Source organism: Luteimonas arsenica (assembly GCF_004352825.1).
Taxonomy (GTDB): domain Bacteria; phylum Pseudomonadota; class Gammaproteobacteria; order Xanthomonadales; family Xanthomonadaceae; genus Luteimonas; species Luteimonas arsenica.
Genome location: NZ_SJRW01000001.1, coordinates 508,469 through 534,323 on the forward strand (window position 1 = coordinate 508,469; position 25,855 = coordinate 534,323).

The following is a 25,855-nucleotide window of genomic DNA, read 5'->3' on the forward strand; positions in this document are numbered from 1 at the left end:
CTAGGGTAGATCCTTTGCCCCGACAGGATCGACGCCTTGGCCACGCACGCCCTGAAGCATTTCGCCGCCCCATTGCTGTTCGCCCTGCTGTGCGCGCATCCGTTCGCGCAGGCGGCTGACGCGCCTGCCACGCAGGCGTCCGCCGATGCGCCGTCCGGCTACCGCCTGCCCGCCGCCGGACTGCGCGCCATCGTCGATGCGCCGACCGCGCCGCGACTGTCGCTGTCGCCGCGCCGCGACCTGCTGGCCTACATGCAGCAGCCCGCGCTGCCGGGCATCGACGTGGTCGCCCAGCCCGAGCTCAAGCTCGCCGGCCTGCGCATCCATCCGCGCACGCATTCGGCCAGCGCCTTCAGCTTCAGCACCGATCTCTGGCTGCAGGCCGTGGACGGCGGTGAAGAGCGCCGCATCGAGGGCCTGCCGCAGCCGCTGGCGCTGTCGTCCCTGCAGTGGTCGCCCGACCAGCGCCACATCGCCTTCAGCCACGTCGATGCCCGCGCCGGACGGGTGGAGCTGTGGCTGGTGGACGTGGCCGGGGGCCGTGCGCGCCGGCTGCTGGAGCAGGCGCTGGGCAGCGTCACCGGCAGCGGCTTCGACTGGCTGCCCGACAGCAGCGGCCTGATCGCCCTGCTGCGGCCGGAAGGGCAGGGTGCGGCGCCGGCCGACGACGGCGTGCCCGTCGGCCCCAACATCCAGGAGACCGAGGGCAGTGGCCAGGTGCAGAGCCTGCGCACCTACCAGGACCTGCTGAAGAACGCCCACGACGAAGCGCTGTTCGCGTACTACATGACCAGCCAGCTGGTGCGCGTGGGCGTGGACGGCCGCGTGCGCGCGATCGGCGTGCCGGAGCTGTACGTCGGTGCCTCGGTCTCGCCCGATGGCGGCCACCTGCTGCGCCAGCGGCTGGAGCGCCCGTTCTCGTACGCCGTGCCGTACTCGCGCTTCCCGCGCCGGATCGACGTCATCGACCTCGACGGGCGCCTGCTGCACACCGTGGCCACGCTGCCGCTGGTCGAAGGCCTGCCCACCGGCAACGACGCGGTCGCCACGGGCGTGCGCCGGGTTTCCTGGCGTGCCGACGCGCCGGCGACCCTGGTCTGGGCCGAGGCCCAGGACGGTGGCGACCCGGCGCGCGAGGTGGAGGTTCGCGACCGGGTGTTCGCGCATGCGGCCCCGTTCCGCGGCGAACCCGAAGCCATCGCCGACCTGTCGATGCGCTACGGCGGCATCCAGTGGGGGCACGGCAGCCTTGCGCTGCTGAGCGAGTACTGGTGGAAAACCCGGCAGCTGCGCGAATGGCGGCTGTCGCCCGACACCGGCACCGCACCCGCGCTGCTGCGCGAAGGCTCCTACGAGGACCGCTATGCCGATCCCGGCGACCCGGTGATGCAGCTCGACGAGCGCGGTTTCGCCCGCCTGCTCACCACCGGCGATGGCGAAACCATCTACCGCATCGGCGACGGTGCCTCGCCCGAGGGCGACCGCCCCTTCCTCGATCGCCAGGACCTCGCCGGCGGCGGCACCGAGCGCCTGTTCCACTCGCAGGCGCCCTGGTACGAAGCGCCCATCGCCCTGCTCGACGCCGATGCCTCGCGCATCCTCACCCTGCGCGAATCGCCCACGGAACCGGCGAACGTGCTGCTGCGCACGCCGGGCGCCGCCGATGCGGAACCCGTCGCGCTGACCGACTTCCCGCATCCGACCCCCGAGCTGCGCGGCGTCAGCAAGGAGCAGATCCGCTACACCCGCGACGACGGCATCGAGCTGACCGCCGACCTCTACCTGCCCGCGGGCTATGACGCCGAGCGCGACGGCCCGCTGCCGATGCTGATGTGGGCCTACCCGCGCGAGTTCAAATCCGCCGACGCCGCCAGCCAGGTGCGCGGCTCGCCGCACCGCTTCAACCGCATCAGCTACTGGGGCCCGCTGGCCTACCTCGCGCGCGGCTACGCGGTGCTCGACGGTCCGACCATGCCGATCGTGGGCGAGGGCGACGCCGAGCCCAACGACAGCTACGTGAAGCAGCTGGTGGCCAGCGCGCAGGCGGCGGTGGACGAGGTGGTGGAGCGCGGCGTCGCCGACCGCGACCGCATCGCCATCGGCGGCCACTCCTACGGCGCCTTCATGACCGCCAACCTGCTCGCGCACTCCGACCTGTTCCGCGCCGGCATCGCGCGCAGCGGCGCCTACAACCGCTCGCTGACGCCCTTCGGCTTCCAGGCCGAGGAGCGCAACTACTGGCAGGCCACCGACACCTACCAGGCGATGTCGCCCTTCGTCCACGCCGGGAAGATCAACGAGCCGCTGCTCATCATCCACGGCGAAGAGGACAACAACTCCGGCACCTTCCCGATGCAGAGCGAGCGCCTGTTCGCGGCGATGAAGGGCCTGGGCGGCACCGCGCGCCTGGTGATGCTGCCCAACGAGTCGCACGGCTATCGCGCGCGCGAGTCGATCCTGCACATGCTGGCCGAGACCGATGCGTGGTTGGAGAAGCACGTCAAGGAGACGCCGCGCCATCCCTGATGGATCGTGTAGGGGCGCGAAGCGTTGATGCGCACCGCCCCTGGATTCGATGCGGAAGACCGGCTGGCGATGCCGGCCGTCGGGTGAAAATGAAACGGGCCGCTTCCGCGGCCCGTTTCATGTCGGCAGGGATGGATCGCGCCATCGCGCCCGAGGGCGCTCCTACAGCTTCGCGGCCTTGCGCAGCTCTTCGGCCTTGTCCGTCTTCTCCCAGGAGAACGCGGTGGCGGTGTGCTGCTTGCCGGCGGCGTCGGTGTAGCTGATCTCCTGCGGCTTGCGGCCGAAGTGGCCGTAGCTGGCGGTGCGCTGGTAGATCGGGTGCACCAGGTCCAGCATCCTGATGATCCCGTACGGGCGCAGGTCGAAGTGCTTGCGGATCAGCTTCTCGATCACCTCGTCGGACACCTTGCCGGTGCCGAAGGTGGTCACCGAGATCGAGGTCGGCTCGGCCACGCCGATGGCGTAGCTCACCTGCACCTCGCAGCGGTCGGCCAGGCCGGCGGCGACCACGTTCTTGGCGACATAGCGCGCGGCGTAGGCGGCCGAACGGTCGACCTTCGACGGATCCTTGCCCGAGAACGCGCCGCCGCCGTGGCGGGCCCAGCCGCCGTAGGTGTCGACGATGATCTTGCGGCCGGTCAGGCCGCAGTCGCCCACGGGGCCGCCGATCTCGAACTTGCCGGTCGGGTTGATGTGGAACTTGGTGCCCTTGTGCAGCCACTTGGCCGGCAGCACGGGCTTGAGGATCTCCTCGCGCACGGCCTCGATCAGGTCCTTCTGCTTCACGCCCGGAGCGTGCTGCGTGGACAGGACCACGGCGTCGATGGCGGTGGCCACGCCGTCCTCGTAGCGCAGGGTGACCTGGCTCTTGGCGTCCGGACGCAGCCACGGCAGCGGCGACTTCTTCTTCTTGCGCACCTTGGCCTGCTGCTCCACCAGGCGGTGGGACAGGTGGATCGCGGCCGGCATGTAGCTGTCGGTCTCGTTGGTGGCGTAGCCGAACATCAGGCCCTGGTCTCCGGCGCCCATCTCCTCGGGCTTCTTGCGGTCCACGCCCTGGGCGATGTGCGGCGACTGCTTGCCGATCAGGTTCAGCACGCCGCAGGTGGCGCCGTCGAAGCCGACGTCACTGGAGTCGTAGCCGATGTCCAGGATCACCTTGCGGGTCAGCGCTTCCAGGTCGATCCAGGCGCTGGTGGTGATCTCGCCGGCGACGATCGCCACGCCGGTCTTGACCATGGTCTCGCAGGCCACGCGCGCACCCTTGTCCTGGCTCAGGATGGCGTCGAGCACGGCGTCGGAGATCTGGTCGGCGATCTTGTCCGGATGGCCTTCGGAAACCGATTCGGAGGTGAACAGGGTGCTGGACATCGGCCTTATATCCCTTGATTCGGATGGAAAGATGGGCGCGCATGATACACGGGCGCGTCCCCCGGCGCATTGTGCAGCCGGCGGGCCGTTCAGGCGAGTGACGGCGAGCGCGGCCGATGGCCGGCCGGGCGGCTGTCACGCCGTCGCCGCAAATCCGACACCGGGCTGTCGCGCCGCCGCCGCAAGCTTCCGGTCCAGGCGAAGGGGAGCGTCCGGAACACAGATGCCGCGGCTTGAAGAACACCTGCACCAGCGCTGGCCGCATTGGTTCCGGGGCCGGCGGGCACGGCTGGCGCGGCCGCTGCTGCGTGGCATCGGCCGCTGGTCACGCTTCGACCGCATCGAGGACTTCCTCGCCTCGCACGGCCATCTGCGCGGCTTCGAGTTCGTCGCCGCCGCCCGCGACTTCCTGCAGCTGCGCTACGAGGTCGATCCCGAGGAGCTGCAGCGGATCCCGGCGCGCGGCCGCCTGCTGGTGGTCGCCAACCATCCCTCCGGCGCGCTCGATGCGCTGGCGCTGCTGGACTGCATCGGCCGGGTGCGTCGGGACGCGTGCATCGTCGCCAACGACCTGCTGTCGCTGGTCGAGCCGCTGGGCGAACTGATGTTGCCGGTGCGCATCCTCGGTGGACGCGTGGGCGCGGACAGCCTGGAGGCGATCGAACGCGCCCTGCGCGAGGAGCGCTGCGTGATCATCTTTCCGGCCGGCGAAGTCTCGCGCCTGGGCCCGGGCGGCGTGCGCGACGGCCGCTGGCGCCGCGGCTGCCTGCGCTTCGCCCGCGCGACCTCGGCGCCGGTGCTGCCGGTGCGGGTGGAGGCGGGCAATTCGCCGCTGTTCTACGGGATCTCGGCGCTGTACAAGCCGGCGGCCACCGCGCTGCTGGCGCGCGAGATGTTCGCGCGCCGCCAGCGGCCGCTGCGCCTGCGCGTGGGCTGGCCGAAGGTGATCGCGCCCGATGCCGACACTGCCGAAGTCCTGCGCGAGGTGCGGCGCACGCTGTACGCCATCGGCCGCCGCAGCGAGGCGCGCGTGGCCGGGATGGCGCCGATCGCGCCGGCGCTGCCGGCGGCGCAGGTGCGCGCGGCGATCGCCGGCTGCGAGCGCCTGGGCGAGACCGGCGACGGCAAGCAGATCCTGCTCGCCCGCTTCGAGGGCCCGCGCGCGCTGGAGGCGCCGCTGCTGCGCGAGCTGGGCCGCCAGCGCGAGATCGCCTTCCGCAGCGTGGGCGAGGGCACCCGCCAGGCCCGCGACCTCGACGCCTACGACGCGCACTACGACCACATCCTGCTCTGGGACGAATCCGCCTCGCGCATCGCTGGCGCCTACCGGGTGGCGCGCGGCAGCGAGGCGCTGGCGCGGCGCGGGCTGGACGGGCTCTACACCGCCTCGCTGTTCCGCTACGCCGACGACGCCATCCCGCGCATCGCCGAGGGCCTGGAGCTCGGGCGCAGCTTCGTCGCGCCCGACTACCGCGGCGGACGCAGCCTGGACTATCTGTGGCAGGGCATCGGCGCCTACCTGGCCGCGCGCCCGCGGCTGCGCTACCTGTTCGGCGCGGTGTCGATCAGCGGTGCGCTGCCGCGCGAGGCGCGCGAGCAGCTGGTCGCCTACTACCAGCGCTACCACGGCGCCGGCGAGGCGCTGCTGGCCACGCCGGGCCGCCCCTTCGAATACTTCGCCGCGCCGCCGTGCTTCGGCGCGCTCGACGCCGTCACCGCCTACGGCGTGCTCAAGGCCAACCTCGCCGCGCACGGCGCCAGCGTGCCCACGCTGTACCGCCAGTACACCGAGCTGTGCGAGCCCGGCGGCGCGCGCTTCCTCGCCTTTGGTGTCGATCCCGCGTTCAGCGATTCGATCGACGGCCTGGTCGAGGTCGATCTGCACCGCATCCGTCCGCAGAAGGCACGGCGCTGGCTGCGCCGCGAAGGAGAGCAGGCATGAAGAGCGTCACCAGCGTTCCCCCGCCGCCGCCGCGCCGCGCGGTGTTCCTGTCCGACGTCCATCTCGGTTCGCGCCACTGCCACGCGGCCGAGCTGGCGACCTTCCTGGAAGGCCTGCGCTGCGAGCGCCTGTACCTGGTCGGCGACATCATCGATCTCTGGTACCTGGCGCAGCGGCGGGCGCGCTGGGGACGGGCGCACGACCGCGTGATCGAGGCGCTGCACGCGCTCAGCCGCGCAGGCACGCGCATCGTCTACGTTCCGGGCAACCACGACCGCCCGGTGCGGCGACTGTGCGGGCTGGTGCTGCCGGAGATGCAGGTGCGGCGTCGCGCGATCCACGCCACCGCCGACGGGCGTCGGCTGCTGGTGGTGCACGGCGACGACTACGACGGCATCACCCACTTCGGCAACCTGCAGGAGAAGTTCGGCGACTGGCTGTATTACCGGATCCTCACCGGCAACCAGCTGCTCAACCGCGCCAGGCGCCTGGCCGGCATGCGCTACTGGTCGCTGTCGGAGTTCCTCAAGCGCCGCAGCAGCGCCGCCGAGCGCTACATCGAGCGCTTCGTGCAGGCGGGCTTCGACGACGTCCGCCGCCGCGGCCTGGACGGCATCGTCTGCGGCCACATCCACCGCGCCGCGCTGATCCAGCGCGACGGCCTGATCTATGCCAATGACGGCGACTGGGTGGAGAGCCTGACCGCGCTGGTGGAAGAGCCCGACGGCACGCTGCGCCTGCTGTCGCACCGCGGAGAGGTGCTGGCGGAGCTGGCGCCTGCCGGCAGCGCCGAAGCGCTCCCGCAGCCGCACCTGCCGCAAGCGGCCTGAAGCCCGCGGTCGAGGCGGGCAGCCGGTAGCATTGCGCGATGGATTCCCTGACCCAGATCGTCCTCGGCGGCGCCGTCGCCGCTGCCATCGCGCCGCCGAAGCATCGCCGTGCGGCACTGCTGGCCGGCGCCGCGCTCGGCACGCTGCCCGACCTCGACTCGCTCCCCATCGCGCTGTTCACCGACGACCCGGTCGCGCTGATGACCCTGCACCGCGGCTTCAGCCACTCGCTGATCGTGCTGCCACTGGTGGGCTGGCTGCTCTGGGCCTTCTTCCGGCGCCGCGGCGGGCGCGTGGCGGAGTCACCGAAGCGCTGGTTCTGGGCGATCCAGCTCGCGCTGCTGACCCATCCGCTGCTCGACGCCTTCACCGTCTACGGCACCCAGCTGCTGTGGCCGCTGCCGTCGAAGCCGGTGATGTGGTCGAGCGTCTTCATCATCGACCCGCTGTACACGGTCTGGCTGCTGCTGGCCTGCATCGCGGCCTTCTTCCTGCGCGAGCGCGTGGCCGCGCAGCGCGCACTGGCCGCGGGCCTGGTGCTGAGCACGGCATACCTGGGCTGGTCACTGGCGGCGAAGTCCATGGTAGATCGCGACGCCGGGCAGGCACTCGCGGCGATGGGCCTCGACGATGCCCCGCGCTTCTCGGTGCCGATGCCGTTCAACACCCTGCTGTGGCGGGTGGTGGCGATGACGCCGGACGGCTATGTCGAGGGCTTCCGCTCGGTGGCGGCCGACGAGGGGCCGATGCGCTTCGAGCCGCATGCCTCCGACGTCGAGGCGCTGGCCGCGGCCGCGGATGTGCCCGCCGTCGCCCGCCTGGCCTGGTTCAACCACGGCTTCATGCGCGCCAGCGAGATCGACGGCGAGCTGGTGGTCAGTGACCTGCGCATGGGCAGCGAGCCGGACTACAGCTTCAACTTTGTCGTGGCCGAGCGCGACGGGAGCGCGCAGTGGCGCGGGGTGGCGCCCAGGCAGCTGTCGCTGGACTGGGCCGACATGCGCAGCCAGTTGCCGATGGTCTGGGCGCGCATCTTCGACCCGGGGGTCGAACTGGGGCCGGACGGCTGCCGGTCCCAGTCGTGCTGAAGCCGGCCGGGCAGGCGGGTTCGGGAATGCATGGCTGTATATTGTTTCTTTAATGAAACAATCAGTGATCTTAATGAGTATTTGCATCATCGATGCAGTCAATATCATGGGGCCCGTCCGCTTCTGAACCCGGAGAGCCCCATGAACAACCCCGTCATCCAGTCCCTGCGCAAGCGCCGCAGCCAGTACAGCCTTGGCAGGAACCTGAGCCAGTCCCCGGCCGAGATCGAGGCCCTGATCAAGGAGGCCATCCGCTGGAGCCCGTCCTCGTTCAACTCGCAGTCCTCGCGCGCGGTGATCCTGTTCGGTGCGCAGAGCGAGCGCTTCTGGGAGCTGGTCCGCGAGTCGCTGCGTCCGCTGGTGCCGGCCGAGGCCTTCGGCGCGACCGAGCAGAAGCTGGCCTCGTTCGCCGCCGGCGTCGGCACGGTGCTGTTCTACGAGGACCAGGACGTGGTGAAGGGCCTGCAGGAGCAGTTCGCGCTGTACGCGGACAACTTCCCGGTGTGGTCGGAGCACTCCACCGGCATGGCCCAGGTCGCGACCTGGACCGCGCTGGCCGAGGCCGGCATCGGTGCCAGCCTGCAGCACTACAACCCGGTGGTGGACGAGGCTGCGGCCCGCGAATGGAGCATCCCGGAAAGCTGGAAGCTGCGCGCGCAGATGCCGTTCGGCTCCAACGAGGCGCCCTTCGCCGAGAAGACCTTCATCGACGACGCCGAGCGCTTCCGGGTCGTCGCCTGAGCAGGCGGCCGCGCGACGCTCGCCGTAGCGGACCCCGGGCCCCGGCCGGGGGTTCCTGCGTTGCGGGTCGTGCTCAGGCCGCCGACGGCAGCCGTGGAGCGGTGTCAGCGGCCAGCGCGTCGAAGTAGTCGCGGGTCAGTTCCAGCTGCTCGCGCGCGGTCTCCGCACGGTTGACCACGGCGCGGAAGGCCGCGTTCTCCGGGCGGTCCTTCGCGTACCAGCCCAGGTGCTTGCGCGCGATGCGCACGCCGGAAGGCTCGCCGTAGAAGGCGTGCAGCGCCTCGAGGTGGCCGAGCAGGATGTCGCGCACCTCGATCAACGACGGCGGCGGCAGGCGCTCGCCGGTGGCCAGGAAGTGCGCGATCTCGCGGAAGATCCACGGCCGCCCCTGCGCCGCGCGGCCGATCATCACCGCGTCGGCGCCGGTGTGGCGCAGCACGGCGGCGGCCTTGTCGGGCGAGTCGATGTCGCCGTTGGCGAGCACCGGGATGCGCAGCCGCGACTTCACCTCGGCGATGGTGTCGTACTCGGCGACCCCGGTGTAGTGCTGGTCGCGCGTGCGGCCGTGCACGGCCAGCGCCTGGATGCCGCTGTCCTCGGCGATGCGCGCGATCGCCACCGCGTTGCGCTGACCGGCGGCCCAGCCGGTGCGGATCTTCAGGGTCACCGGCACGTCCACCGCCTCGACCACCGCGGACAGGATCCGCGCCACCAGCGCCTCGTCGCGCATCAGCGCCGAGCCGGCCCAGGCGTTGCAGACCTTCTTCGCCGGGCAGCCCATGTTGATATCGATGATGCGCGCGCCCTGGTCGACGTTGTGGCGCGCGGCCTCGGCCAGCTGCGCCGGCTCGGTGCCGGCGATCTGCACGCCGACCGGGTCGGGTTCGCCGGCGTGGTCCATCCGCCGCAGCGACTTCTCCGTGCCCCAGAAGCGGCGGTCGGAGATCGTCATCTCCGACATCGCCAGCCCGGCGCCCAGGCGCTTGCACAGCAGCCGGAACGGCTTGTCGGTGACCCCGGCCATGGGCGCGAGGACCACGTTCGGGGCGATGGCGTGGGGGCCGATGCGCATGGCGCCATTGTCGCCGATCCCGCGGCCGCGATGCCGGCCGCGGGCGGATGGGGGGCTCAGCGCCTGAGGTGATAGAGCTCGAAGCGCTCGCCGTCGGCGTCGAGCACCATCAACAGCTCGTTCGCGCCGATCCGCAGCAGCAGGCCGGCGCTGTCGTGCTCGCCGGGCGCCTCGGCCGCGGGCGTCGCGATCCGGGTGTAGGTGCGCGGCGACTCGTCGTTGACCGTGCGCGCGCCGAGGAACACCAGTCCGGGGCCGTCCATCGGGTACAGGCGCCCGCTGCGGCGCTGCGAGCCGCTGGTCTTGGCGAAGCGGTGGCTGCCGTTGCCGGTGCCGTCATGGGCGATGTGGGCGTCGAACCAGGGGTAGGCGTAGCCCTGCTGGCGGTCGACCTGGATCGAGCGCACGCGCCAGTCGCCGCCGATCTCGCCGAGCTGCAGGGGTTCGCGCGCGCGCTCGAGCAGGGCGCGTGCATCGAGCGAGGCTTCGTCATCGCCCTTGGCCGCGGCGGTGGCGAGGACGAGTGCCTCGTCGACCATGAGTTCGTGCGCGGGTAGGACCACCGCGCGCCAGCCCATCGGTGCGGGCTCTGCGGCAGGCGCGGGTGGCTCCACCGGCGCGGCATCGGGCGTGGGCGCGGTGTCGTTGGCACAGGCCGCCAGCAGCATCACCGCGGCGGCGATCAGGGTGGTCTTCACCGGGAGGGTCTCCGTCGGAGGATCCGCGGCCACGCTGCCGCGATGGCGATGAGCCTGCGGTGAATCCTGGCCCCCGCGGGCGTTCCGCTGGTGCTCAGTCCGCCGGGTAGCGTGCAGCGAACTCCCCGGCGCCCGGCATCGAATCCGCCGCACCCGGACGCTCGGTCGACATCGCCGCATAGCGCGTGGCGAAACGCACGTGGCTGGCGAAGGGGTGTGCCGGCGCCATTGCCAGCGAAGCCGCCAGCGCGCCGTTGAACGCGTCGCCGGCGCCGGTGGTGTCGACCACCTTCGCTTCGGCCGCCGGACAGCGGTAGTGCGGGCTTTCGTCGCCGTGCAGGCTGTCCTCGCGGTGCGAGACGAAGCAGCCCGCGGCACCCAGGGTCAGGACCACGGTGCCGCGAGGCAGCAGGGTGCGGCAGAGGCGGTGCAGGTGCTCCTCGTCCATGCGCGCGAGCGAGCCGGGTTCGGTGCCGCCGCCGCAGTGGCGCGCAAGCAGGCCGGCGAACTCGGTCTCGTTGGGCGTCAGCACGTCTGCCACTGCCAGCAGTTCGCGGGTGCAGGGGGCGTTGGCCGGCGCCGGGTTGAGCACGGTGCGCGCGCCGTGGGCACGGGCCCGGCGCAGCGCCTCGACGATGGCGTCCACCGGGGATTCCAGCTGCGCCAGCACCACCCTGGCCGCGGCGATCGCCTCACCCTGCGCGGCCACGAAGTCCGGCGACAGCGCCGCGTTCGCCCCGGGGCCGATGACGATGCTGTTGCCGCCACCGTCGTCGACATAGATGCCGGCGGTGCCGGTGGCGGCTTCGCTGTCCTGGGCGCGCAGGTCGATGCCGTGCGCGGTCGCCAGCCTCCGTGCCAGCCGTCCGCCGTCGTCGTCGCCCAGGGCGCAGATGAAGGTGGTGGCGGCGCCCGCCGAGGCCGCGGCCACGGCCTGGTTGAAGCCCTTGCCGCCGGGCCCGGTGGCGTATTCGCCGGCCAGGGTCTCGCCCGGGCGCGGCAGCGCCGTGCAGTGCCAGACGTGGTCGACGTTGAACGAGCCGGCGACGACGACGCGGGGCATCACCGCCTCCTCAGGCGCCGATGTGGGTCAGCACGCCGGCGATGGTGGCGGTCATCAGGGTCGCGATCGTGCCGCCGAGCACCGCGCGCAGGCCGAAGCGCGCCAGGTCCTGGCGGCGGTCGGGCGCCAGCCCGCCGATGCCGCCGATCTGGATCGCGATCGAGCTGAAGTTGGCGAAGCCGCACAGCGCGTAGGTCGCGATCAGGCGGCCCTCGTCGCCCAGGCTCACGCCCTCGACGCGGCCGTTGACGATGTCGGCCAGCTGCAGGTAGGCGACGAACTCGTTGATCACGACCTTCTGACCGATCAGCGAGCCGACCGTGCCGGCGTCCGCCCAGGGCACGCCGATCAGCCAGGCCACCGGCGCCAGCACGTAGCCGAAGAGGGTCGACAGGTCGGTGGGTTTGCCGATCGCGGCGGCCAGGCCGGTGACCTCGCCCAGCCACGTCAGCGGCGCGTTGATCATCGCGATCAGGGCGATGAAGGCCAGCAGCATCGCGCCGATGTTCAGCGCCAGCTTGAGGCCGTCGCCGGCACCGGCCGCGGCGGCGTCGATCACGTTGCTGGTGGTCTTCTCGACCTCCATCTTCACCGTGCCGCGGGTCAGCGGCTCGCCGGTCTCGGGGATCAGGATCTTGGCGATCACCAGCGTCGCCGGCGCGGCCATGATCGAGGCCGCGAGCAGGTGCTTGGCGTAGAAGGCCTGCTGCTCGGGGTCGCCTGCGCCGAGCATGCCGACGTAGGCCGCGAGCACGCCGCCGGCGATGTGCGCCATGCCGCCGATCATCATCGTGATCAGTTCGGATTCGGTCATGCGTGAGATGTAGGGGCGCACCGTCAGCGGCGCCTCGGTCTGGCCGATGAACACGCTGGCGCAGACGCTGGTGGTCTCGGCGCCGGACACGCGCATCACCTTCGTGATCGCCAGCGCCATGATCCGCACCACGAACTGCATCACGCCCAGGTGGTAGAGCACCGCCATCAGCGAGGCGAAGAAGATGATCGTCGGCAGCACCTGGAAGGCGAAGATGAAGCCGTAAGTTTCGACGTTCATCAGGCTTCCGAAGATGAATTCGGAGCCGGCGTTGACGAAGGCCAGTACGCGAACGAACAGGTGGCCCAGCCAGTCGAAGACCTCGCGCCCGCCCGGCACCAGCAGCACCAGGGCCGCGAATGCGATCTGCAGGGTGATGCCGGTGACGACCAGCTTCCAGTCGACCCGTCCCTTGTTGCTGGAGAACAGCCAGGTGATCCCGATGAGCACGGCCAGGCCGAAGAGGCCGAAACCGATCCGCGTCAATGCTTCCATCCTGAACCCGTTCCCCAGGGACTGCCGCAGGTCGGCGGCGACGGGGCAGCGTAGTGCAGGCTGCCGGGGTGGGCAACCGCGCTCAGGGATCGCGGGCGACGATCCGGTTGCCGCCGGCCGCCTTGGCGCACTTGAGCCGCCGGTCGGCGCAGCCCAGCAGGCCCGAGGTGTTGCTGCCGTCCTGCGGCCAGGCGGCCAGCCCGGCGCTGAAGGTGAAGGCGAAGGCGTCCTGGCCGCGTTCGGGCAGGAAGGGGTGTTCCACCAGGGTGCGGCGCAGGCGGTCCAGCCGCTCCCAGGCGCTGCCGGCTGGGCAGTGCAGCACCATCACGAACTCCTGGCCCCCGATCCGGGCCAGGGATTCGTTTTCGACCAGGATCCCGCTCATCGTCGAGGCCACGTGGCGCAGGGCGCGGTCGCCGACCTGGGGGCCGGCTTCGTCGTTGACCCGCTTGAAGCGATCAATGTCGAGGAGCACCAGGGTCAGCGAAGCGCCCGAATTGCGCGCGCTGGCGAACACGTGCGGCATGCGCTGCAGCAGCCAGGAGCGGTTGGGCAGGCCGGTCAGGCCATCGTGCCCCGAGACTTCCACCAGGGTCTGCATGCGGCGGACCACGATCGCGGCGAGGACGGCGGCGACCGCCAGCAGCAACAGGCGCAGGGCCTCGGAACCCGTTCCTGTGCCGTCCGTGCCGGCTGCGAGCAGCGCGTCCGGCACGCTGCGATGTGCCTGCAGCATCGCCAAAGCCGCGTACAGGGCGGTGGCCAGTGCGCCGGCGAACAGCGGCAGGCGGCCGTCGCCGCGCAGTGCGGTCGTCCACACCACCACCAGATAGAAGGACCAGGTGGCCATCGCGCCCGGCACGGCTCCGGGATCGCGGAGGGCGAACGCGGTCAGCACCGCCGTCACCAGGGCGATGTCCCAGGCCGAAGTCGCGTACGGCAGCCAGGGGCGCCAGCTGCGCGCCAGCACCAGCCAGAGCAGGGCCATCGAGTTCGCCAGCACGATTGCCGCCAGGCTGGCGAAGATCCAGCCCATCCCCCAGCCCGAGGCGGCGGCGAGCAGGGGCAGCGGCAGCGCGAGCACGCACAGCAGCAGGCGCGCGCGCGCGACCAGGCGCTCGCCGCGGCCGCCCAGTTCGCGCATGACTTCGTCGGGCGGCGCCAGCAGGCGCTGCAGCGTGTCCCGGATTCCGCCTTCGCTGGCGCGCATCGTGCGTGTTCCCCTTGCCCACCGCGGAGGATAGCGCGGCGGCGCGCGTAAACTGCGGACCAACGCAGGCGAGGGAAGGAAAGACATGGAATACCGCAGGCTCGGGGGCTCTGGCCTGGCGCTGTCGGCGCTGTCGCTGGGCGCGTGGATCAACTTCGGCGGCGGCATCCCCCGTGGCGAGGCGCGCGACCTGGTCGCCGCCGCCTGGGACCACGGCATCAACTTCTTCGACAACGCCGAGAACTACGCCCACGGCGCGGCCGAGCGGATGATGGGCGACGTGATCACCGACCTGCGCCTTCCGCGCGACGGCTACGCGGTGTCGAGCAAGGTCATGTTCGGATCCGCCCCCGAGCCGCGGCCGATGCAGCGGGGCCTGTCGCGCAAGCACGTGCACGACGCCTGCCACGCTGCGCTCGGGCGGTTGCGCGTGGACTACCTCGACCTGTTCTTCTGCCACCGCCCGGACCCCGAAACGCCGGTGCTGGAAACCGTGGCGGCGATGGACGCCCTGGTCCGCCAGGGCAAGGTGATGTACTGGGGCACCTCGGAGTGGCCGGCGGCGCTGGTGCGCGAGGCGCACGCGGTGGCGCGCGCCAACCACCTGCAGGCGCCGACGATGGAGCAGCCGCAGTACAACCTGCTGCACCGCCGGCGCGTGGAGCTGGAGTACGCGCCGCTGTACGCGGAGCTGGGACTGGGGGCCACGGTCTGGTCGCCGCTGGCCTCGGGCCTGCTGACCGGGAAGTACGACGAGGGCATCCCTGCCGGCTCGCGCGCGGAGCGCGAGGACTGGCTGCAGGAGCGGCTGGTCGGCGCCGACGGCGAGAACAGGCTGCCACGGGCGCGGCGCTTCACCGCCCTGGCGCGCGACCTCGATGTCGCCCCTGCTGCGCTCGCCATCGCCTGGTGCCTGCGCAACCCGCACGTTTCCAGCGTGATCCTCGGGGCGAGCAGGGTCGCGCAGCTGCTGGACAACCTGCAGGCGCTGGAACTGGCCGGGCGGCTGGACGAGGGCGTCTGGCGCCGCGCGGAAGCCGCTACGGCGGGTTGAGAAGCTTTCCTTGACAGGCAAATGAGAATCATTAGCATCGACAATCCTTATCGATGAGGAGTCCGCGATGCTTGCCTCCCAGTCCCCCCCGTCCAGCTTCGACACCGTCGTCGACCTGTCCCAGGCCAGTGGCCAGCCGGCCTCGCTGCAGCGCTGCGAGGAGGTGGACTCCAGCCGCCTGCTCCACGGCCAGCGGGAAGTGCTCATCCGCCATGGCAGCGAGGTCTACCGCCTCCGCCACACCCGCAACGACAAGCTGATCCTCACCAAGTAGAACCCCCTCTCCAAGCCAGGCTGCAAGCCCCGGTCGTTCCCGGATGCCAGCTCGCCCGCGCCACTACGCGAGTCCATCATGCGACCCACCCCGCTGTTCCTGGCCATCGGCCTGCTGCTGCCCGTGCTCGCGCACGCCCAGTCCTCGCCTGCACCCGCTTCCAGCTCCGCCGGCGCCGCCGTCGACTTCGACCATGTCGTGGTCACCGCCACCCGCACCGAGCGCGTGGTCACCGACGTGCCCAACACCGTCGACGTCGTCGACCGCGAGCGCATGGACGAGCTGATGGTGCGCGACCTGGCCGACCTGTTCCGCTACGAGCCGGGCATCACCGTCGGCACCGGCTTCGGCCGCTACGGCATCGGTGACATCCGCATCCGTGGCCTGGGCGGCAACCGCGTGCGCATCCAGACCGACGGCATCGCGGTGTCGGACGCCTTTCTCATCGGCAGTTTCTCGGACGCCAACCGCAACTTCGTCGACCTCGACACGCTCAAACGCGCTGAAGTGGTGCGCGGGCCGGGCAGTTCGCTGTACGGCTCGGACGCGCTGGGCGGCGTGGTGTCGTTCATCACCAAGGACCCGTCGGACTACCTCGCGGAAGGCAAGGATGCTTACTTCGGCATCCGCATGGGCTACGAAAGCGACTGGGAAGGCCTGTCCGGCGGTGCCACCGCGGCTTTCGGCGGCGACCGCTGGTCGGGCCTGGTGGCCGTTGGCCACCGTCAGGGCACGGAGCCGGAGAACCAGGGCGAGGTCGGCGGCGAAGGCAGCCTGCGCACCCTGCCCAACCCCCAGGACCGTGATGGCCGCAGCCTGCTGGCCAAGCTGGTGTTCGCACCCGACGCCGACCAGCGCTTCCGGCTGACGGTCGAGGGCAACGAGGACAGCGCCGATACCGAAATGCTGACCTCGCGCGGCTTCCAGGCCCTGACCGGCGCGACCAACGACCGCGTGGCCGCGCGCGACCACCAGACCCGCGCGCGGCTGTCCTTCGGCCACGAGATGGATGCCGTGGGTGCCGGCTTCGCCGACAGCCTCGACTGGCAGGTCTACCGCCAGGACAGCGAGACCACGCAGCACACGGTCGAGGAGCGCACCCTGGCCCCGCCGACGCTTGCGGACATCCGCGAGCGCGAGTTCAACTTCGACCAGCGCGTGTACGGCCTGCAGCTGAACCTGCGCAAGGGCATCGAGACCGGCAGCGTGCGCCATGACCTGGCCTACGGCCTGGACTTGTCGCGCACCCGCACCCGGCAGAAGCGCGACGGCCTGCGGATCTTCCCGCTGACCGGCGTCGAGACGCCGGTGATGCTGCCCGACGTCTTTCCGGTGCGCGACTTCCCCAACAGCCGAACCACCACGGCGGCGCTGTACCTGCAGGACGAGATCAGCTTCGCCGACGGCGCGTTCCGGCTGATCCCCGCGGTCCGCGTGGACCACTACGAACTCGAACCGGAGATCGACGCGATCTTCGCGGACGACAACCCCGGCTTCGTGGCCAGCGACCTCACCGAGACCCAGGTTTCGCCGAAGCTCGGCGCGGTCTGGCACTTCAGCGGTCCCTGGTCCCTGTTCGGCGGCTATTCCCGCGGCTTCCGCGCACCGCCCTACAGCGACGTCAACATCGGCTTCACCAACGTGATGTTCGGTTACACCGCGATCGCCAACCCCGACCTCAGGCCGGAGACCAGCGACGGCCTCGAGGCCGGCCTGCGCTACAACGGCGACGCCGTCTACGCCAGCCTGTCGGGCTACTACAACCGGTACGATGACTTCATCGAGTCGATGGCCTTCGTCGGCTTCAACGACGCGGGGCTGATGGTGTTCCAGTCGCGCAACGTGTCCGAGGCGGAGATCCACGGCGTCGAGTTCAAGGCCGGGGTGGACTTCGGCCAGCTGTCGCCGGCCTGGGACGGCTGGTCGCTGCGCGCGGCGGCGGCCTGGTCGCGCGGCGAGGACGAGACCAGCGGGCAGCCGCTGGAGAGCGTCGATCCGCTGACCGCCAGCCTCGGCCTGGCCTGGCGTGGCGAACGCTGGGGCGCCGAGCTCGCCGGCCGTTTCGCCGGCAGGCGCGACCGCCTGCCCGAGGCGCCGGAGGGCAGCACCTACTTCGAAAGCCCGGGCTACGCCGTGCTGGACCTGTACGCGCACTGGAACTTCGCGCCGGGCGCGCGCTTCGACGTGGGCGTGTTCAATCTCGCCGACCGCAAGTACTGGAATGCCGGCGCGCTGCCGCTGGTGTCCGGAGGCAGCGCGACGATCGACCGCTACAGCGCGGCGGGCCGCAACTTCGCCGTCAACTTCTCGGTGGAGTGGTAGTCGTGGCCCTGCCGCTGCCCTCCGAGCTGTCCGCGCTGGGCGCCGTGCTGTGCCTGTACCGCGCGCAGCAGGGCGGCGAGCTTGCGGGCTGGTCGCAGGCCGTGCATGCCTGTGCCTGCAGCGGGCTGGACAGCGACGGCCTGCGCGAGCAGATCCTGTTCTTCGACCGCGAGGGCCGCTGCTGCTGGCGGGTCTGCCTGCTGCCCGACAGCGACTTCCTGGCCTGGGAGGAAATGGCCGCGAGGCTGCCGGCCGCGACGTCCGCGCCGCGGCCCGGCGGCATCGGCGAACGCCTCTGGCGCGGCCTCGCCGGGCGTCTCCAGGGCGAACGCTGGCAGGGCAGCATCCTGCGCTTGCATGCCCTGGCCGGTGACGCCCCGAGCGGCCAGGCCGGGCAGGGTGGGGCACTGGCGGCGAGCCTGGCCTCGCTGTCGCCGCTGGGCGCGGCCACCGCGCGTCGCATCGCCCGCGAGGAAGCGGTCGATGCCGACGGCATCGCCGCCGTCGACGACTGCTGCTGCGAACGCGCCGCCCGCGCCGGCATGGCGGCCGTCCACGAACTGCCCGCGGCCGCGGGAAGCAATGTCATTCCACTTTTCAGGTTCAACACCGGAGCGCAAGCATGAAACCGCAAGCCACCCTCCTTCTCCTTCTGGCCGGCCTGGCCGGCGTCGCCTCCGCCCAGGAGGCACGGCCCGCGGCCGATCCCGCCGCCGACCGCGAAGCCATCCTCGGCATGCTCGGCGAATACGACGTCGACTTCGCCTTCGACGAGACCGTGCTGCTCGCGCCCGGCTACGAGCGTGCCCCGGCCATGCGCAGCGGTGGCAGCGAAGTCGTGATCCTGGTCGAGGACAGCGCGCGCGCCGACGGCACCCCTCAGCGCATCGTGCTCCAGCACATCCTGGTCGATCCCAAGAGCGGGCATGTCACCAAGCACTGGCGCCAGGACTGGATCTACGAGGCCGACAAGCGCTTCGAGTTCAGCGCCGACCAGACCTGGCGCGTGCGCCCGATCGACGCGGACAAGACCCGCGGCGCCTGGACCCAGTGCGTCTACGAGGTCAGCGATGCGCCGCGCTACTGCGGCACCGGCAAGTGGAACCACAAGTACGGCGTCGCCACCTGGACCTCCGACCGCACCTGGCGCCCGCTGCCGCGCCGCGAATACACCAGGCGCGAGGACTACAACGCGATGAACGTTGAGAACCGCCACACCATCGTGCCCGGCGGCTGGACCCATGAGCAGGACAACACCAAGGCCGTGCGTGCCGCCGATGGTTCGACCGAGCGCACCATCGCCCGCGAGTACGGCTTCAACGACTACCGCAAGGACACCGACGTCGACTTCACCCCGGCCCACGACTACTGGAAGGCCACCGCCGGCTACTGGGAGCGCGTGCGTGCGCGCTGGGACGGTTTCCTCGCCGAGGGCAACGGCCTGCACCTGAAGACGAAGGTCGACGGCATGGCCCTGATCATTCCCCTGTTCACCCAGGCCGCAGAGGTCGAGGAGGGCAAGGCGGTGGCCGACGCCGAGATCGACGCCGCGTTCGCGGAGTGGGTCGAAGCCGTGCCCGCGGAGACGGTCGCGACCGCGCGCTGAGCGCCGGAAAACCGGACCCGGGCGGTCACAGTCGCCGCCCGGCCCGCGTCTATACTCCAAACCACTTGCAGGGAGGGGTATGGGATGGGCGGAGGCACCTTCATCGCCGCGGTGCTCGCGGTCGCATTCATCGTTTTCTTCTTCAAGATGGTCCGCATCGTGCCGCAGGGCTACGAGTGGACCGTCGAACGCTTCGGCAAGTACACCCACACGATGTCGCCGGGGCTGCACCTGCTGATCCCGGTGGTCCAGGCCGTGGGCCGCAAGGTCAACGTCATGGAGCAGGTGCTCGACGTGCCCTCGCAGGACGTGATCACCAAGGACAACGCCGTGGTCAAGGTCGACGGCGTGGTGTTCTTCCAGGTGCTCGACGCCGCCAAGGCCGCCTACGAGGTCGCCAACCTCGAGGTCGCGACGATCGCCCTGGTGCAGACCAACATCCGTACCGTCATCGGTTCGATGGACCTGGACGAGTCGCTCAGCAACCGCGAGTCGATCAACGCCCAGCTGCTGAACGTGGTCGACCAGGCCACGCATCCCTGGGGCATCAAGGTCACCCGCATCGAGATCCGCGACATCCAGCCGCCGCGCGACCTGGTGGATTCGATGGCCCGGCAGATGAAGGCCGAGCGCGACCGCCGCGCGGTGATCCTGGAGGCCGAGGGCCACCGGCAGTCGGAGATCCTGCGCGCGGAGGGCGACAAGCAGGCCGCGATCCTCGAGGCCGAGGGCGAGAAGGAAGCCGCCTACCGCGAGGCCGAGGCCCGCGAGCGCCTGGCCGAGGCTGAAGCCAACGCCACGCGCATGGTGTCCGATGCGATCGCCGCCGGCGACGTGCAGGCGATCAACTATTTCATCGCCCAGAAGTACGTCGAGGCCTTCAAGGAGCTGGCGACCGGCCCCAACCAGAAGTTCGTGCTGATGCCGATGGAGGCCAGCGGCGTGATCGGCTCGATCGCCGGCATCGCCGAGCTGGCGAAGGAGGCCCTGGGCAACCAGCAGCAGGCCCGCAACGTACAGCGCGACGGCGGCACCGGCAGGGCGGGGGGCTGAGCCATGGCCTGGAACAGCGCAAGCATCGCCTGGGCCGCCATCGCCCTGGTGCTGATCGCGGCGGAGACCTTCATCCCGGGCGCCTTCCTGCTGTGGATGGGCATCGCCGCGGCGGTGGTGTGGCTGGTCGTGATGCTGGTGCCAGGGCTGTCGCTGCTGGCCCAGGTGGTGCTGTTCGTCGTGCTGAGCGTGGTCGCGGTGCTGGCCTACCTGAAGTGGGGCCGTCGCCGCGAAAGGCCCAGCGATCGCCCGACGCTCAACCGCCGCGCGGAGCAGCATGTCGGCCGCGTGGTCGAACTCGATCGTGCGATCTCCGGTGGCCAGGGCCGGGTGAAGATCGGCGATGCCTACTGGGTGGTGAGCGGTCCCGAGCTCGAGGCCGGGACGCGGGTGCGGGTGGTCGCCGCCGACGGGATGGTGCTTGAGGTGCAGGCGGTCGAGTAGGGAGGGATCCGGGGGATCCCGCGGGATTGCCCCCATCCGCCCCTTGGGGGCACCTTCCCCGCCTTGCGGGGGAAGGGTGGTGGCCGGGGTGCGCCGGTCGGGGATAATGGGCTTTTCCCGCAAGGAGCCTGGCGCCCATGACCCGCAAGACCGTCCTCAACGAATCCCACCGCGCGCTCGGCGCCAAGATGGTCGATTTCGGCGGCTGGGACATGCCGATCAACTACGGCTCGCAGATCGAGGAACACCACGCGGTGCGCCGCGACGCTGGCATGTTCGACGTCTCGCACATGACCGTGGTCGACCTGCACGGCGCCGGCGTGCGCGACTTCCTGCGCAGGCTCGTCGCCAACTCCATCGACAAGCTCAAGGTCCAGGGCAAGGCCCTGTACACCTGCATGCTCGACGCCAATGGCGGCGTGATCGACGACCTGATCGTCTACTACCTGGGCGACGACTTCTACCGCCTGGTGGTCAACGCATCGACCCGGGACAAGGACCTGGCGTGGATCAGCGCCCAGGCCGAAGGCGTCGGCGTCGAGGTCCGCGAGCGCGACGACCTGGCCATGATCGCCGTCCAGGGCCCGCAGGCGCGTGAGAAGGTGCAGGGCCTGGTGCACGCCGACGACCGCGCCGCGGTTGCGAAGCTCGGCAAGTTCGCCGCCCGCGACGCGCGTTCGACCACCGGCACGCCGCTGTTCATCGCCCGCACCGGCTACACCGGCGAGGACGGCTTCGAGATCGTCCTGCCCGAGGCCGACGCGGTGGCGTTCTGGGACGCGCTGCTTGCCGCCGGCGTCGCGCCGGCCGGCCTTGGTGCGCGCGACACGCTGCGCCTGGAGGCCGGCATGGCGCTCTACGGCCAGGACATGGACGAATCGGTCACGCCCTGGGAAGCCGGGTTGGGCTGGACCGTGTCTCTGGACGAGGGCCGCGACTTCAACGGCCGCGCCGCGCTCGAGGCGCAGCAGGCCCGTGGCGACGCCCGCCAGATCATCGGCGTGGTGATGGACGACAAGGGCGTGCTGCGCCACGGCCAGAAGGTGCTGGCTGCCTGCGGCGAGGGCGAGATCCTCTCGGGCACCTTCGCGCCGACCCTCGGCAAGTCCATCGCTCTGGCCCGGCTTCCGGCCGGCGAGCCCGGCGACGTGCGCGTCGACATCCGCGGCCGCGAAGTCCCGGTGCGCGTGGTCGCCTACCCCTTCGTGCGCGACGGCCAGCCGCGCGAGGGCATTTGATTTCCCCTCCCGGCCCTTCGCTACACTAGCCACCCACCCCTTCCAGCCACGCCGTCCCCGGAGCAGCAGACATGAGCGACATCCCTGGCGATCTGAAATTCATGAAGTCCCACGAGTGGGCCCGCGTCGAAGGTGACGGCAAGGTCACCGTCGGCATTTCCGACCATGCACAGGGCCTGCTCGGCGATCTGGTCTACGTCGACCTGCCCGGCGTGGGCGACAGCGTCGAGGCCGGCACCGCCTGCGCCGTGGTCGAGTCGGTCAAGGCCGCCTCCGACGTTTACGCGCCGATGTCGGGCACGGTCACCGCGGTCAATTCGGCGCTTGCCGACAAGCCGGAGACGATCAACGAAGACGCCTTCGGTGAAGGCTGGTTGTTCGTGATCGAGGCGAGTGAGCCGGACCAGGCCAACGAGCTTCTCGACCCCGATGCCTATGCCGCGCTGGTCGACGGCGACGAGTGAGGGAAACGACCGCCGCGCGATGCGCGGCATCGTCGACGAGGACGCCGGGCACTGCCCGGCGTTCTTCGTTCCGGGGTGTCGGAACGGTCGCGAAGCTTCGCGCACTTTCGCGCAAATCGGCCTTCGAAGCGCTTCATGGCCTTGCTGTCGGCAGATGTTTTTTCACGACGTGGCCGCGCTCCGGAATGGATGCGTGCTTGTCGATCGTGGCGTGCATCAATGACCACGCTCGTGTTGATGCATTCGCATGTGGTGAGCCAAAAGCGCTTAAAACAAGTGGTTTCGAACATGCGTGCATGTTCGCTTCGCGTGCTTCGCGCGATCGCGCCCTGGCTTTGCCTGTCCCGTTTGCGGCGCAGCGAGCCGGCACGGTCGGCGAAAGGGTGAAGACCAGGCGACGAAGGGTGTTGACACCGAAAAAAACCGTGATTAGGTTTCGCCACAACAAGACGTGGCCACAGAAGCGAGTGAGTGCAACCAGGACGACAACGCGCAACACAACTCAGTCCTCCGCCCGAATGGTCGATACGGTGGACTCAGGCGTTGCTCTCTCCTCGAAAGCTCCAGGCCCACGGATGCATGCAACCCGCGGCGCAGTGCGCAGCGGGTTTTTTCGTGTCGAAGGACCGGCACGTGGGAGCGTGGTGCGCTCCCTGGGCGACACCGGGCAGGAATGCCCGGGCACGGAATCCGGTGCGACGCGCCCAGCGCGTCGTCGGTTGATCGCGGGTCCGATACCCGCGGTGTGTTTCGTACTGGGCAGAAGTACCTGCAAGTCCCACTGACGAGGAGAGCCATAACATGGCCACGAAGAAAGTCGCGAAGAAGAAGGTCGCCAAGAAGGCGACCAGGAAGACCGCCAAGAAGGCCGTGCGCAAGGCTGCACCGCGCAAGGCCGCGAAGAAGGTCGCCAAGAAGAAGGTCGCCAAGAAGGCCGTGAAGAAGACGGTTAAGAAGGCCGCCAAGAAGACCGTGAGGAAGGCTGCCAAGAAGACGACGAAGAAGGCTGCCAAGAAGACCGCCAAGAAGGCTGCGAAGAAGGTCGCCAAGAAGCGTCCTGCCAAGAAGGCCGCCAAGAAGACGGTGAAGAAGGCCGCCAAGAAGGCCACGAAGAAGACCGCCAAGAAGGCCGCCAAGAAGGCGACCCGCAAGGCGCCGGCCAAGAAGGCTGCCGCCAGGAAGACGGTGAAGAAGGCCGCCAAGAAGCGTCCTGCCAAGAAGGCCGCGAAGAAGACCGCCAAGAAGGCGGCGAAGAAGCGCGCTCCCCGAAAGGCCAAGGCGCCGGTCGTTTCCATCCCGGCAGCGCCCGCGCCCCTGATGTAAGCAACCCCGATCGCCGCAAGCCCGACCCCTCTCCCGCAGCCCAGGCGGGGGAGGGGTTTTTCTTTGCGGCGCAGTAGTGGGCCGCAGCGTGCGCGGCCGGTGGGGTCAGTGCGGTCTGGCGCTGGACGCGGTGGTGCCGCCGGAACCGCCGGCGCTGGAGCGCGCGGACGGGGTGTGGCGCGTGGCGGCCGGAGCCTGTTCCTGTTCCGCGGCGGCGTTGGCGAGCAGGCGGTCGTCGATCTCCTCGAGGTCGACATCAAGCCACTGCTGCGGCGCCAGGCCGATGGCGCTGTCGAGGATGGTCGGCAGCAGGCCCGTCGGCAGGCTGCTTTCGCCGTTCCACAGCACGACCACGCCGAGGTCGCGGTCGGGCATCATCGCCATCAGGCCGCGATAGCCCTGCACGGCACCGGCGTGGAAGACCACGCGGTGGCCGGAGTAGTCGTAGACGCGCCAGCCCAGCGCATAGCCGGCATCGCCCAGGCGCTGGCGCCGCCACGAGGAACTGCGCATCTCGCCCGGCGTCGACACCAGCGGCTGCTGCAGGGTCGCCAGCAGCGGCGCCGGAAGCACGTCGGGACGGCGGCCGGACTGTGCGATCAGCCACTGCGCCATGTCGCTGATGCTGGCATTCACGCCGGCCGCCGGCGCTACGCGGTAGTAGGTGGGCTTGGGCGTCAGCGAGCGCCAGCCGCCGCCGGCGCGCACGTGCGGCTTCGCCCAGCGCGGGCTGGCCTGGATGCCTTCGAGCCCGTAGCTGGCATCGTCCATGCCCAGCGGCTTGAAGATGCGGCTGTTCACCGCCTCGCTGAAGAACTGGCCGGAGGCCGCGGACACCACGTCGCCAACCAGGCTGAAGGCCACGTTCTGGTAGCTGTAGCAGTCGCCGACGTCGCAGGTCATGGGCGCGTCGGCCAGCCGCAGCACCAGGCTGCGATAGTCGGCGTTGCGTTCGATGTCGCGGTCGTAGGTGTTGCGGCCCAGGCCCACGCGGTGGCTGAGGACGTCGGCGACGGTCAGCTTGCCGGCGGCGTCGGGCCGCGAGAAGCGCAGCGCCGGCATGAAGTCGGCGATGTTGCTGTCCCAGCGCAGCGAACCCTCGGCCACCAGCAGGCCGGTGACCGTGCCCGCGAAGGGCTTGGACAGCGAGGCCAGGCGGAAGACGGTGTGCGCGTCCACCGGCTCGGCGGCGCTGACATCGGTGATGCCGTAGCCGCGGGCGCTGAGCACCTCGCCCTTGTGCACGATGGCCATCGCCAGGCCGGGCACGCGCTGGTTGGCCACGACCGCCTGCGCCATCGCCTCGAAGCGGGCGACGTCGAAGCTGCCGGCCAGCGGCATCGGTGTGGCGCCCGCCGGGAGCAGCGGCGACGGGCCGGCCTTCACCGGTACGGGCGTTGCGGGTGTCGACGTGGCATCGCGCGACGACTGCCAGCGGAGGTCGGATTGCGCGGCGGTACCGACGGACGCCGGTACCAGGCATGCGAGCAGGCCGGCGCCCATCAGGAGGCGGCGTGGAGTGCGCGCTGCGTCTTTCATCGGGCGTATCCCCTGCGTATGCTGCGACTGCAGGGCGATCATATGCCCCTGTTTCCGCAATTGCATGAACAAGGGGAGCTTTGATGTCCAGCTTGCTGATCCTGCTCGTGTTTATCGGTGTGATCGTGGTCGCGGTCGGCTGGGGCGTCGGCATCTACAACGGCCTGGTCACCGCCCGCAACGCGTTCAAGAACGCCTTCGCCCAGATCGACGTGCAGTTGCAGCGCCGCTTCGACCTGATCCCCAACCTGGTCGAGACCGCGAAGGGCTACCTCACGCACGAGCGCGAGACCCTGGAGGCGGTGATCGCCGCCCGCGGCGCGGCGGTGTCCGGTCTGGCCGCGGCCAAGGCCAGCCCCGGCGATCCGGCGGCGATGGCCGAGCTGGCACAGTCGCAGGGCCTGCTCAACGGCGCCCTGGGCCGCCTGATGATGGTCGCCGAGGCCTATCCGGACCTGAAGGCCAACCAGAACATGATGCAGCTCACCGAAGAGCTGACCTCGACCGAGAACCGCGTCGCCTTCGCGCGCCAGGCCTTCAACGACTCGGTGATGGCCTACAACAACAAGCGCGAAGTGTTCCCGTCGAACATCCTCGCCGGCATGTTCAACTTCGATGCCGCGGCGCTGCTGGAGATCCCGGCCGACAAGGCCGAGGTCCGCGAGGCGCCCAAGGTCCAGTTCTGAGG

General features: G+C 70.4%; 23 protein-coding genes. 16 read left to right on the forward strand and 7 right to left on the reverse strand.

Annotated elements, in window-relative coordinates; all coding sequences use genetic code 11:
- Nucleotides 1–36 precede the first annotated feature (36 nt).
- Nucleotides 37–2,526: a prolyl oligopeptidase family serine peptidase gene (locus E2170_RS02315; RefSeq protein ID WP_132999031.1), complete on the forward strand. Its 2,490-nt coding sequence runs from the start codon at nt 37–39 to the stop codon at nt 2,524–2,526.
- Between the two features lie 162 nt (nt 2,527–2,688).
- Here the strand turns inward: E2170_RS02315 and metK are convergent, their stop codons facing one another.
- The gene (metK, locus tag E2170_RS02320; protein WP_132999032.1) at nt 2,689–3,897 is read right to left on the reverse strand and encodes a methionine adenosyltransferase; all 1,209 of its coding nucleotides are present in this window, start codon (nt 3,895–3,897) and stop codon (nt 2,689–2,691) included.
- A 223-nt stretch (nt 3,898–4,120) separates the two neighbouring features.
- Between metK and olsF the strand changes: the two genes are divergently transcribed.
- The 4 genes from olsF (at nt 4,121) to E2170_RS02340 (ending at nt 8,498) form a co-directional block, all read left to right on the forward strand.
- Nucleotides 4,121–5,839 (forward strand): bifunctional ornithine lipid synthase OlsF, encoded by a 1,719-nt coding sequence (olsF, locus tag E2170_RS02325; protein WP_132999033.1) that lies wholly within the window; start codon nt 4,121–4,123, stop codon nt 5,837–5,839.
- Nucleotides 5,836–6,669, forward strand: a complete 834-nt coding sequence (locus tag E2170_RS02330) for a UDP-2,3-diacylglucosamine diphosphatase (RefSeq protein WP_132999034.1) — start codon at nt 5,836–5,838, stop codon at nt 6,667–6,669. The genes olsF and E2170_RS02330 overlap by 4 nt, the downstream gene beginning before the upstream one ends.
- 38 nt (nt 6,670–6,707) lie before the next feature.
- Nucleotides 6,708–7,757 (forward strand): metal-dependent hydrolase, encoded by a 1,050-nt coding sequence (locus tag E2170_RS02335; RefSeq protein ID WP_132999035.1) that lies wholly within the window; start codon nt 6,708–6,710, stop codon nt 7,755–7,757.
- 141 nt (nt 7,758–7,898) lie between these two features.
- Nucleotides 7,899–8,498, forward strand: coding sequence for a nitroreductase family protein (locus tag E2170_RS02340; RefSeq protein WP_132999036.1), 600 nt, complete (start codon nt 7,899–7,901; stop codon nt 8,496–8,498).
- A gap of 73 nt (nt 8,499–8,571) precedes the next feature.
- Here E2170_RS02340 and dusB read toward each other — a convergent pair whose 3' ends face one another.
- The 5 genes from dusB to E2170_RS02365 form a co-directional block, all read right to left on the reverse strand.
- On the reverse strand, nt 8,572–9,570 hold the full coding sequence (gene dusB / locus E2170_RS02345) for a tRNA dihydrouridine synthase DusB (RefSeq protein WP_132999037.1): 999 nt from the start codon (nt 9,568–9,570) through the stop codon (nt 8,572–8,574).
- Between the two features lie 56 nt (nt 9,571–9,626).
- Nucleotides 9,627–10,268, reverse strand: coding sequence for a DUF4893 domain-containing protein (locus E2170_RS02350; RefSeq protein ID WP_165942131.1), 642 nt, complete (start codon nt 10,266–10,268; stop codon nt 9,627–9,629).
- 94 nt (nt 10,269–10,362) lie between these two features.
- Nucleotides 10,363–11,331: a ribokinase gene (locus E2170_RS02355; RefSeq protein WP_132999039.1), complete on the reverse strand. Its 969-nt coding sequence runs from the start codon at nt 11,329–11,331 to the stop codon at nt 10,363–10,365.
- Nucleotides 11,332–11,341: 10 nt separating this feature from the next.
- Complete coding sequence (locus E2170_RS02360; RefSeq protein WP_132999040.1) at nt 11,342–12,640, reverse strand: NupC/NupG family nucleoside CNT transporter; 1,299 nt, start codon at nt 12,638–12,640, stop codon at nt 11,342–11,344.
- Between the two features lie 82 nt (nt 12,641–12,722).
- Nucleotides 12,723–13,850, reverse strand: coding sequence for a GGDEF domain-containing protein (locus tag E2170_RS02365; RefSeq protein WP_165942132.1), 1,128 nt, complete (start codon nt 13,848–13,850; stop codon nt 12,723–12,725).
- 85 nt (nt 13,851–13,935) lie between these two features.
- Here E2170_RS02365 and E2170_RS02370 point away from each other — a divergent pair, with 85 nt between their 5' ends.
- From E2170_RS02370 to E2170_RS02415, 10 genes are all read left to right on the forward strand, one after another.
- The gene (locus E2170_RS02370) at nt 13,936–14,904 is read left to right on the forward strand and encodes an aldo/keto reductase (protein ID WP_132999042.1); all 969 of its coding nucleotides are present in this window, start codon (nt 13,936–13,938) and stop codon (nt 14,902–14,904) included.
- Nucleotides 14,905–14,971: 67 nt separating this feature from the next.
- Nucleotides 14,972–15,178, forward strand: coding sequence for a hemin uptake protein HemP (locus tag E2170_RS02375; RefSeq protein ID WP_132999043.1), 207 nt, complete (start codon nt 14,972–14,974; stop codon nt 15,176–15,178).
- A gap of 78 nt (nt 15,179–15,256) precedes the next feature.
- The gene (locus E2170_RS02380) at nt 15,257–17,500 is read left to right on the forward strand and encodes a TonB-dependent hemoglobin/transferrin/lactoferrin family receptor (RefSeq protein WP_243708028.1); all 2,244 of its coding nucleotides are present in this window, start codon (nt 15,257–15,259) and stop codon (nt 17,498–17,500) included.
- A gap of 2 nt (nt 17,501–17,502) precedes the next feature.
- A complete protein-coding gene (locus E2170_RS02385; protein ID WP_243708029.1) occupies nt 17,503–18,126 on the forward strand; it encodes a Hemin transport protein in 624 nt (207 codons plus the stop codon).
- Nucleotides 18,123–19,106, forward strand: coding sequence for a DUF6607 family protein (locus E2170_RS02390; protein WP_132999045.1), 984 nt, complete (start codon nt 18,123–18,125; stop codon nt 19,104–19,106). The genes E2170_RS02385 and E2170_RS02390 overlap by 4 nt, the downstream gene beginning before the upstream one ends.
- Nucleotides 19,107–19,190: 84 nt before the next feature.
- The gene (locus E2170_RS02395; RefSeq protein ID WP_132999046.1) at nt 19,191–20,159 is read left to right on the forward strand and encodes an SPFH domain-containing protein; all 969 of its coding nucleotides are present in this window, start codon (nt 19,191–19,193) and stop codon (nt 20,157–20,159) included.
- A 3-nt stretch (nt 20,160–20,162) separates the two neighbouring features.
- Nucleotides 20,163–20,603 (forward strand): NfeD family protein, encoded by a 441-nt coding sequence (locus E2170_RS02400; RefSeq protein WP_132999047.1) that lies wholly within the window; start codon nt 20,163–20,165, stop codon nt 20,601–20,603.
- Nucleotides 20,604–20,740: 137 nt separating this feature from the next.
- Nucleotides 20,741–21,841, forward strand: coding sequence for a glycine cleavage system aminomethyltransferase GcvT (gene gcvT / locus E2170_RS02405; protein ID WP_132999048.1), 1,101 nt, complete (start codon nt 20,741–20,743; stop codon nt 21,839–21,841).
- A gap of 71 nt (nt 21,842–21,912) precedes the next feature.
- On the forward strand, nt 21,913–22,305 hold the full coding sequence (gene gcvH, locus E2170_RS02410) for a glycine cleavage system protein GcvH (RefSeq protein ID WP_132999049.1): 393 nt from the start codon (nt 21,913–21,915) through the stop codon (nt 22,303–22,305).
- Nucleotides 22,306–23,106: 801 nt separating this feature from the next.
- Nucleotides 23,107–23,628, forward strand: coding sequence for a histone (locus E2170_RS02415; RefSeq protein ID WP_132999050.1), 522 nt, complete (start codon nt 23,107–23,109; stop codon nt 23,626–23,628).
- Between the two features lie 105 nt (nt 23,629–23,733).
- Here E2170_RS02415 and E2170_RS02420 read toward each other — a convergent pair whose 3' ends face one another.
- Complete coding sequence (locus E2170_RS02420; protein WP_132999051.1) at nt 23,734–25,167, reverse strand: serine hydrolase domain-containing protein; 1,434 nt, start codon at nt 25,165–25,167, stop codon at nt 23,734–23,736.
- A 95-nt stretch (nt 25,168–25,262) separates the two neighbouring features.
- Here E2170_RS02420 and E2170_RS02425 point away from each other — a divergent pair, with 95 nt between their 5' ends.
- Entirely contained in the window at nt 25,263–25,853 is a 591-nt protein-coding gene (locus tag E2170_RS02425) for a LemA family protein (protein WP_425477835.1), read from the forward strand.
- The last annotated feature ends 2 nt before the right edge of the window (nt 25,854–25,855 follow it).

Coding starts and splice junctions, on each gene's coding strand:
- E2170_RS02415 (WP_132999050.1), top strand. CDS start 23,107: ATGGCCACGAAGAAAGTCGCGAAGAAGAAGGTCGCCAAGAAGGCGACC.
- E2170_RS02400 (WP_132999047.1), top strand. CDS start 20,163: ATGGCCTGGAACAGCGCAAGCATCGCCTGGGCCGCCATCGCCCTGGTG.
- E2170_RS02360 (WP_132999040.1), bottom strand. CDS start 12,640: ATGGAAGCATTGACGCGGATCGGTTTCGGCCTCTTCGGCCTGGCCGTG.
- gcvH (WP_132999049.1), top strand. CDS start 21,913: ATGAGCGACATCCCTGGCGATCTGAAATTCATGAAGTCCCACGAGTGG.
- E2170_RS02335 (WP_132999035.1), top strand. CDS start 6,708: ATGGATTCCCTGACCCAGATCGTCCTCGGCGGCGCCGTCGCCGCTGCC.
- E2170_RS02340 (WP_132999036.1), top strand. CDS start 7,899: ATGAACAACCCCGTCATCCAGTCCCTGCGCAAGCGCCGCAGCCAGTAC.
- E2170_RS02380 (WP_243708028.1), top strand. CDS start 15,257: ATGCGACCCACCCCGCTGTTCCTGGCCATCGGCCTGCTGCTGCCCGTG.
- olsF (WP_132999033.1), top strand. CDS start 4,121: ATGCCGCGGCTTGAAGAACACCTGCACCAGCGCTGGCCGCATTGGTTC.
- E2170_RS02390 (WP_132999045.1), top strand. CDS start 18,123: ATGAAACCGCAAGCCACCCTCCTTCTCCTTCTGGCCGGCCTGGCCGGC.
- E2170_RS02330 (WP_132999034.1), top strand. CDS start 5,836: ATGAAGAGCGTCACCAGCGTTCCCCCGCCGCCGCCGCGCCGCGCGGTG.
- E2170_RS02395 (WP_132999046.1), top strand. CDS start 19,191: ATGGGCGGAGGCACCTTCATCGCCGCGGTGCTCGCGGTCGCATTCATC.
- E2170_RS02420 (WP_132999051.1), bottom strand. CDS start 25,167: ATGAAAGACGCAGCGCGCACTCCACGCCGCCTCCTGATGGGCGCCGGC.
- E2170_RS02370 (WP_132999042.1), top strand. CDS start 13,936: ATGGAATACCGCAGGCTCGGGGGCTCTGGCCTGGCGCTGTCGGCGCTG.
- dusB (WP_132999037.1), bottom strand. CDS start 9,570: ATGCGCATCGGCCCCCACGCCATCGCCCCGAACGTGGTCCTCGCGCCC.
- metK (WP_132999032.1), bottom strand. CDS start 3,897: ATGTCCAGCACCCTGTTCACCTCCGAATCGGTTTCCGAAGGCCATCCG.
- gcvT (WP_132999048.1), top strand. CDS start 20,741: ATGACCCGCAAGACCGTCCTCAACGAATCCCACCGCGCGCTCGGCGCC.
- E2170_RS02365 (WP_165942132.1), bottom strand. CDS start 13,850: ATGCGCGCCAGCGAAGGCGGAATCCGGGACACGCTGCAGCGCCTGCTG.
- E2170_RS02375 (WP_132999043.1), top strand. CDS start 14,972: ATGCTTGCCTCCCAGTCCCCCCCGTCCAGCTTCGACACCGTCGTCGAC.
- E2170_RS02355 (WP_132999039.1), bottom strand. CDS start 11,331: ATGCCCCGCGTCGTCGTCGCCGGCTCGTTCAACGTCGACCACGTCTGG.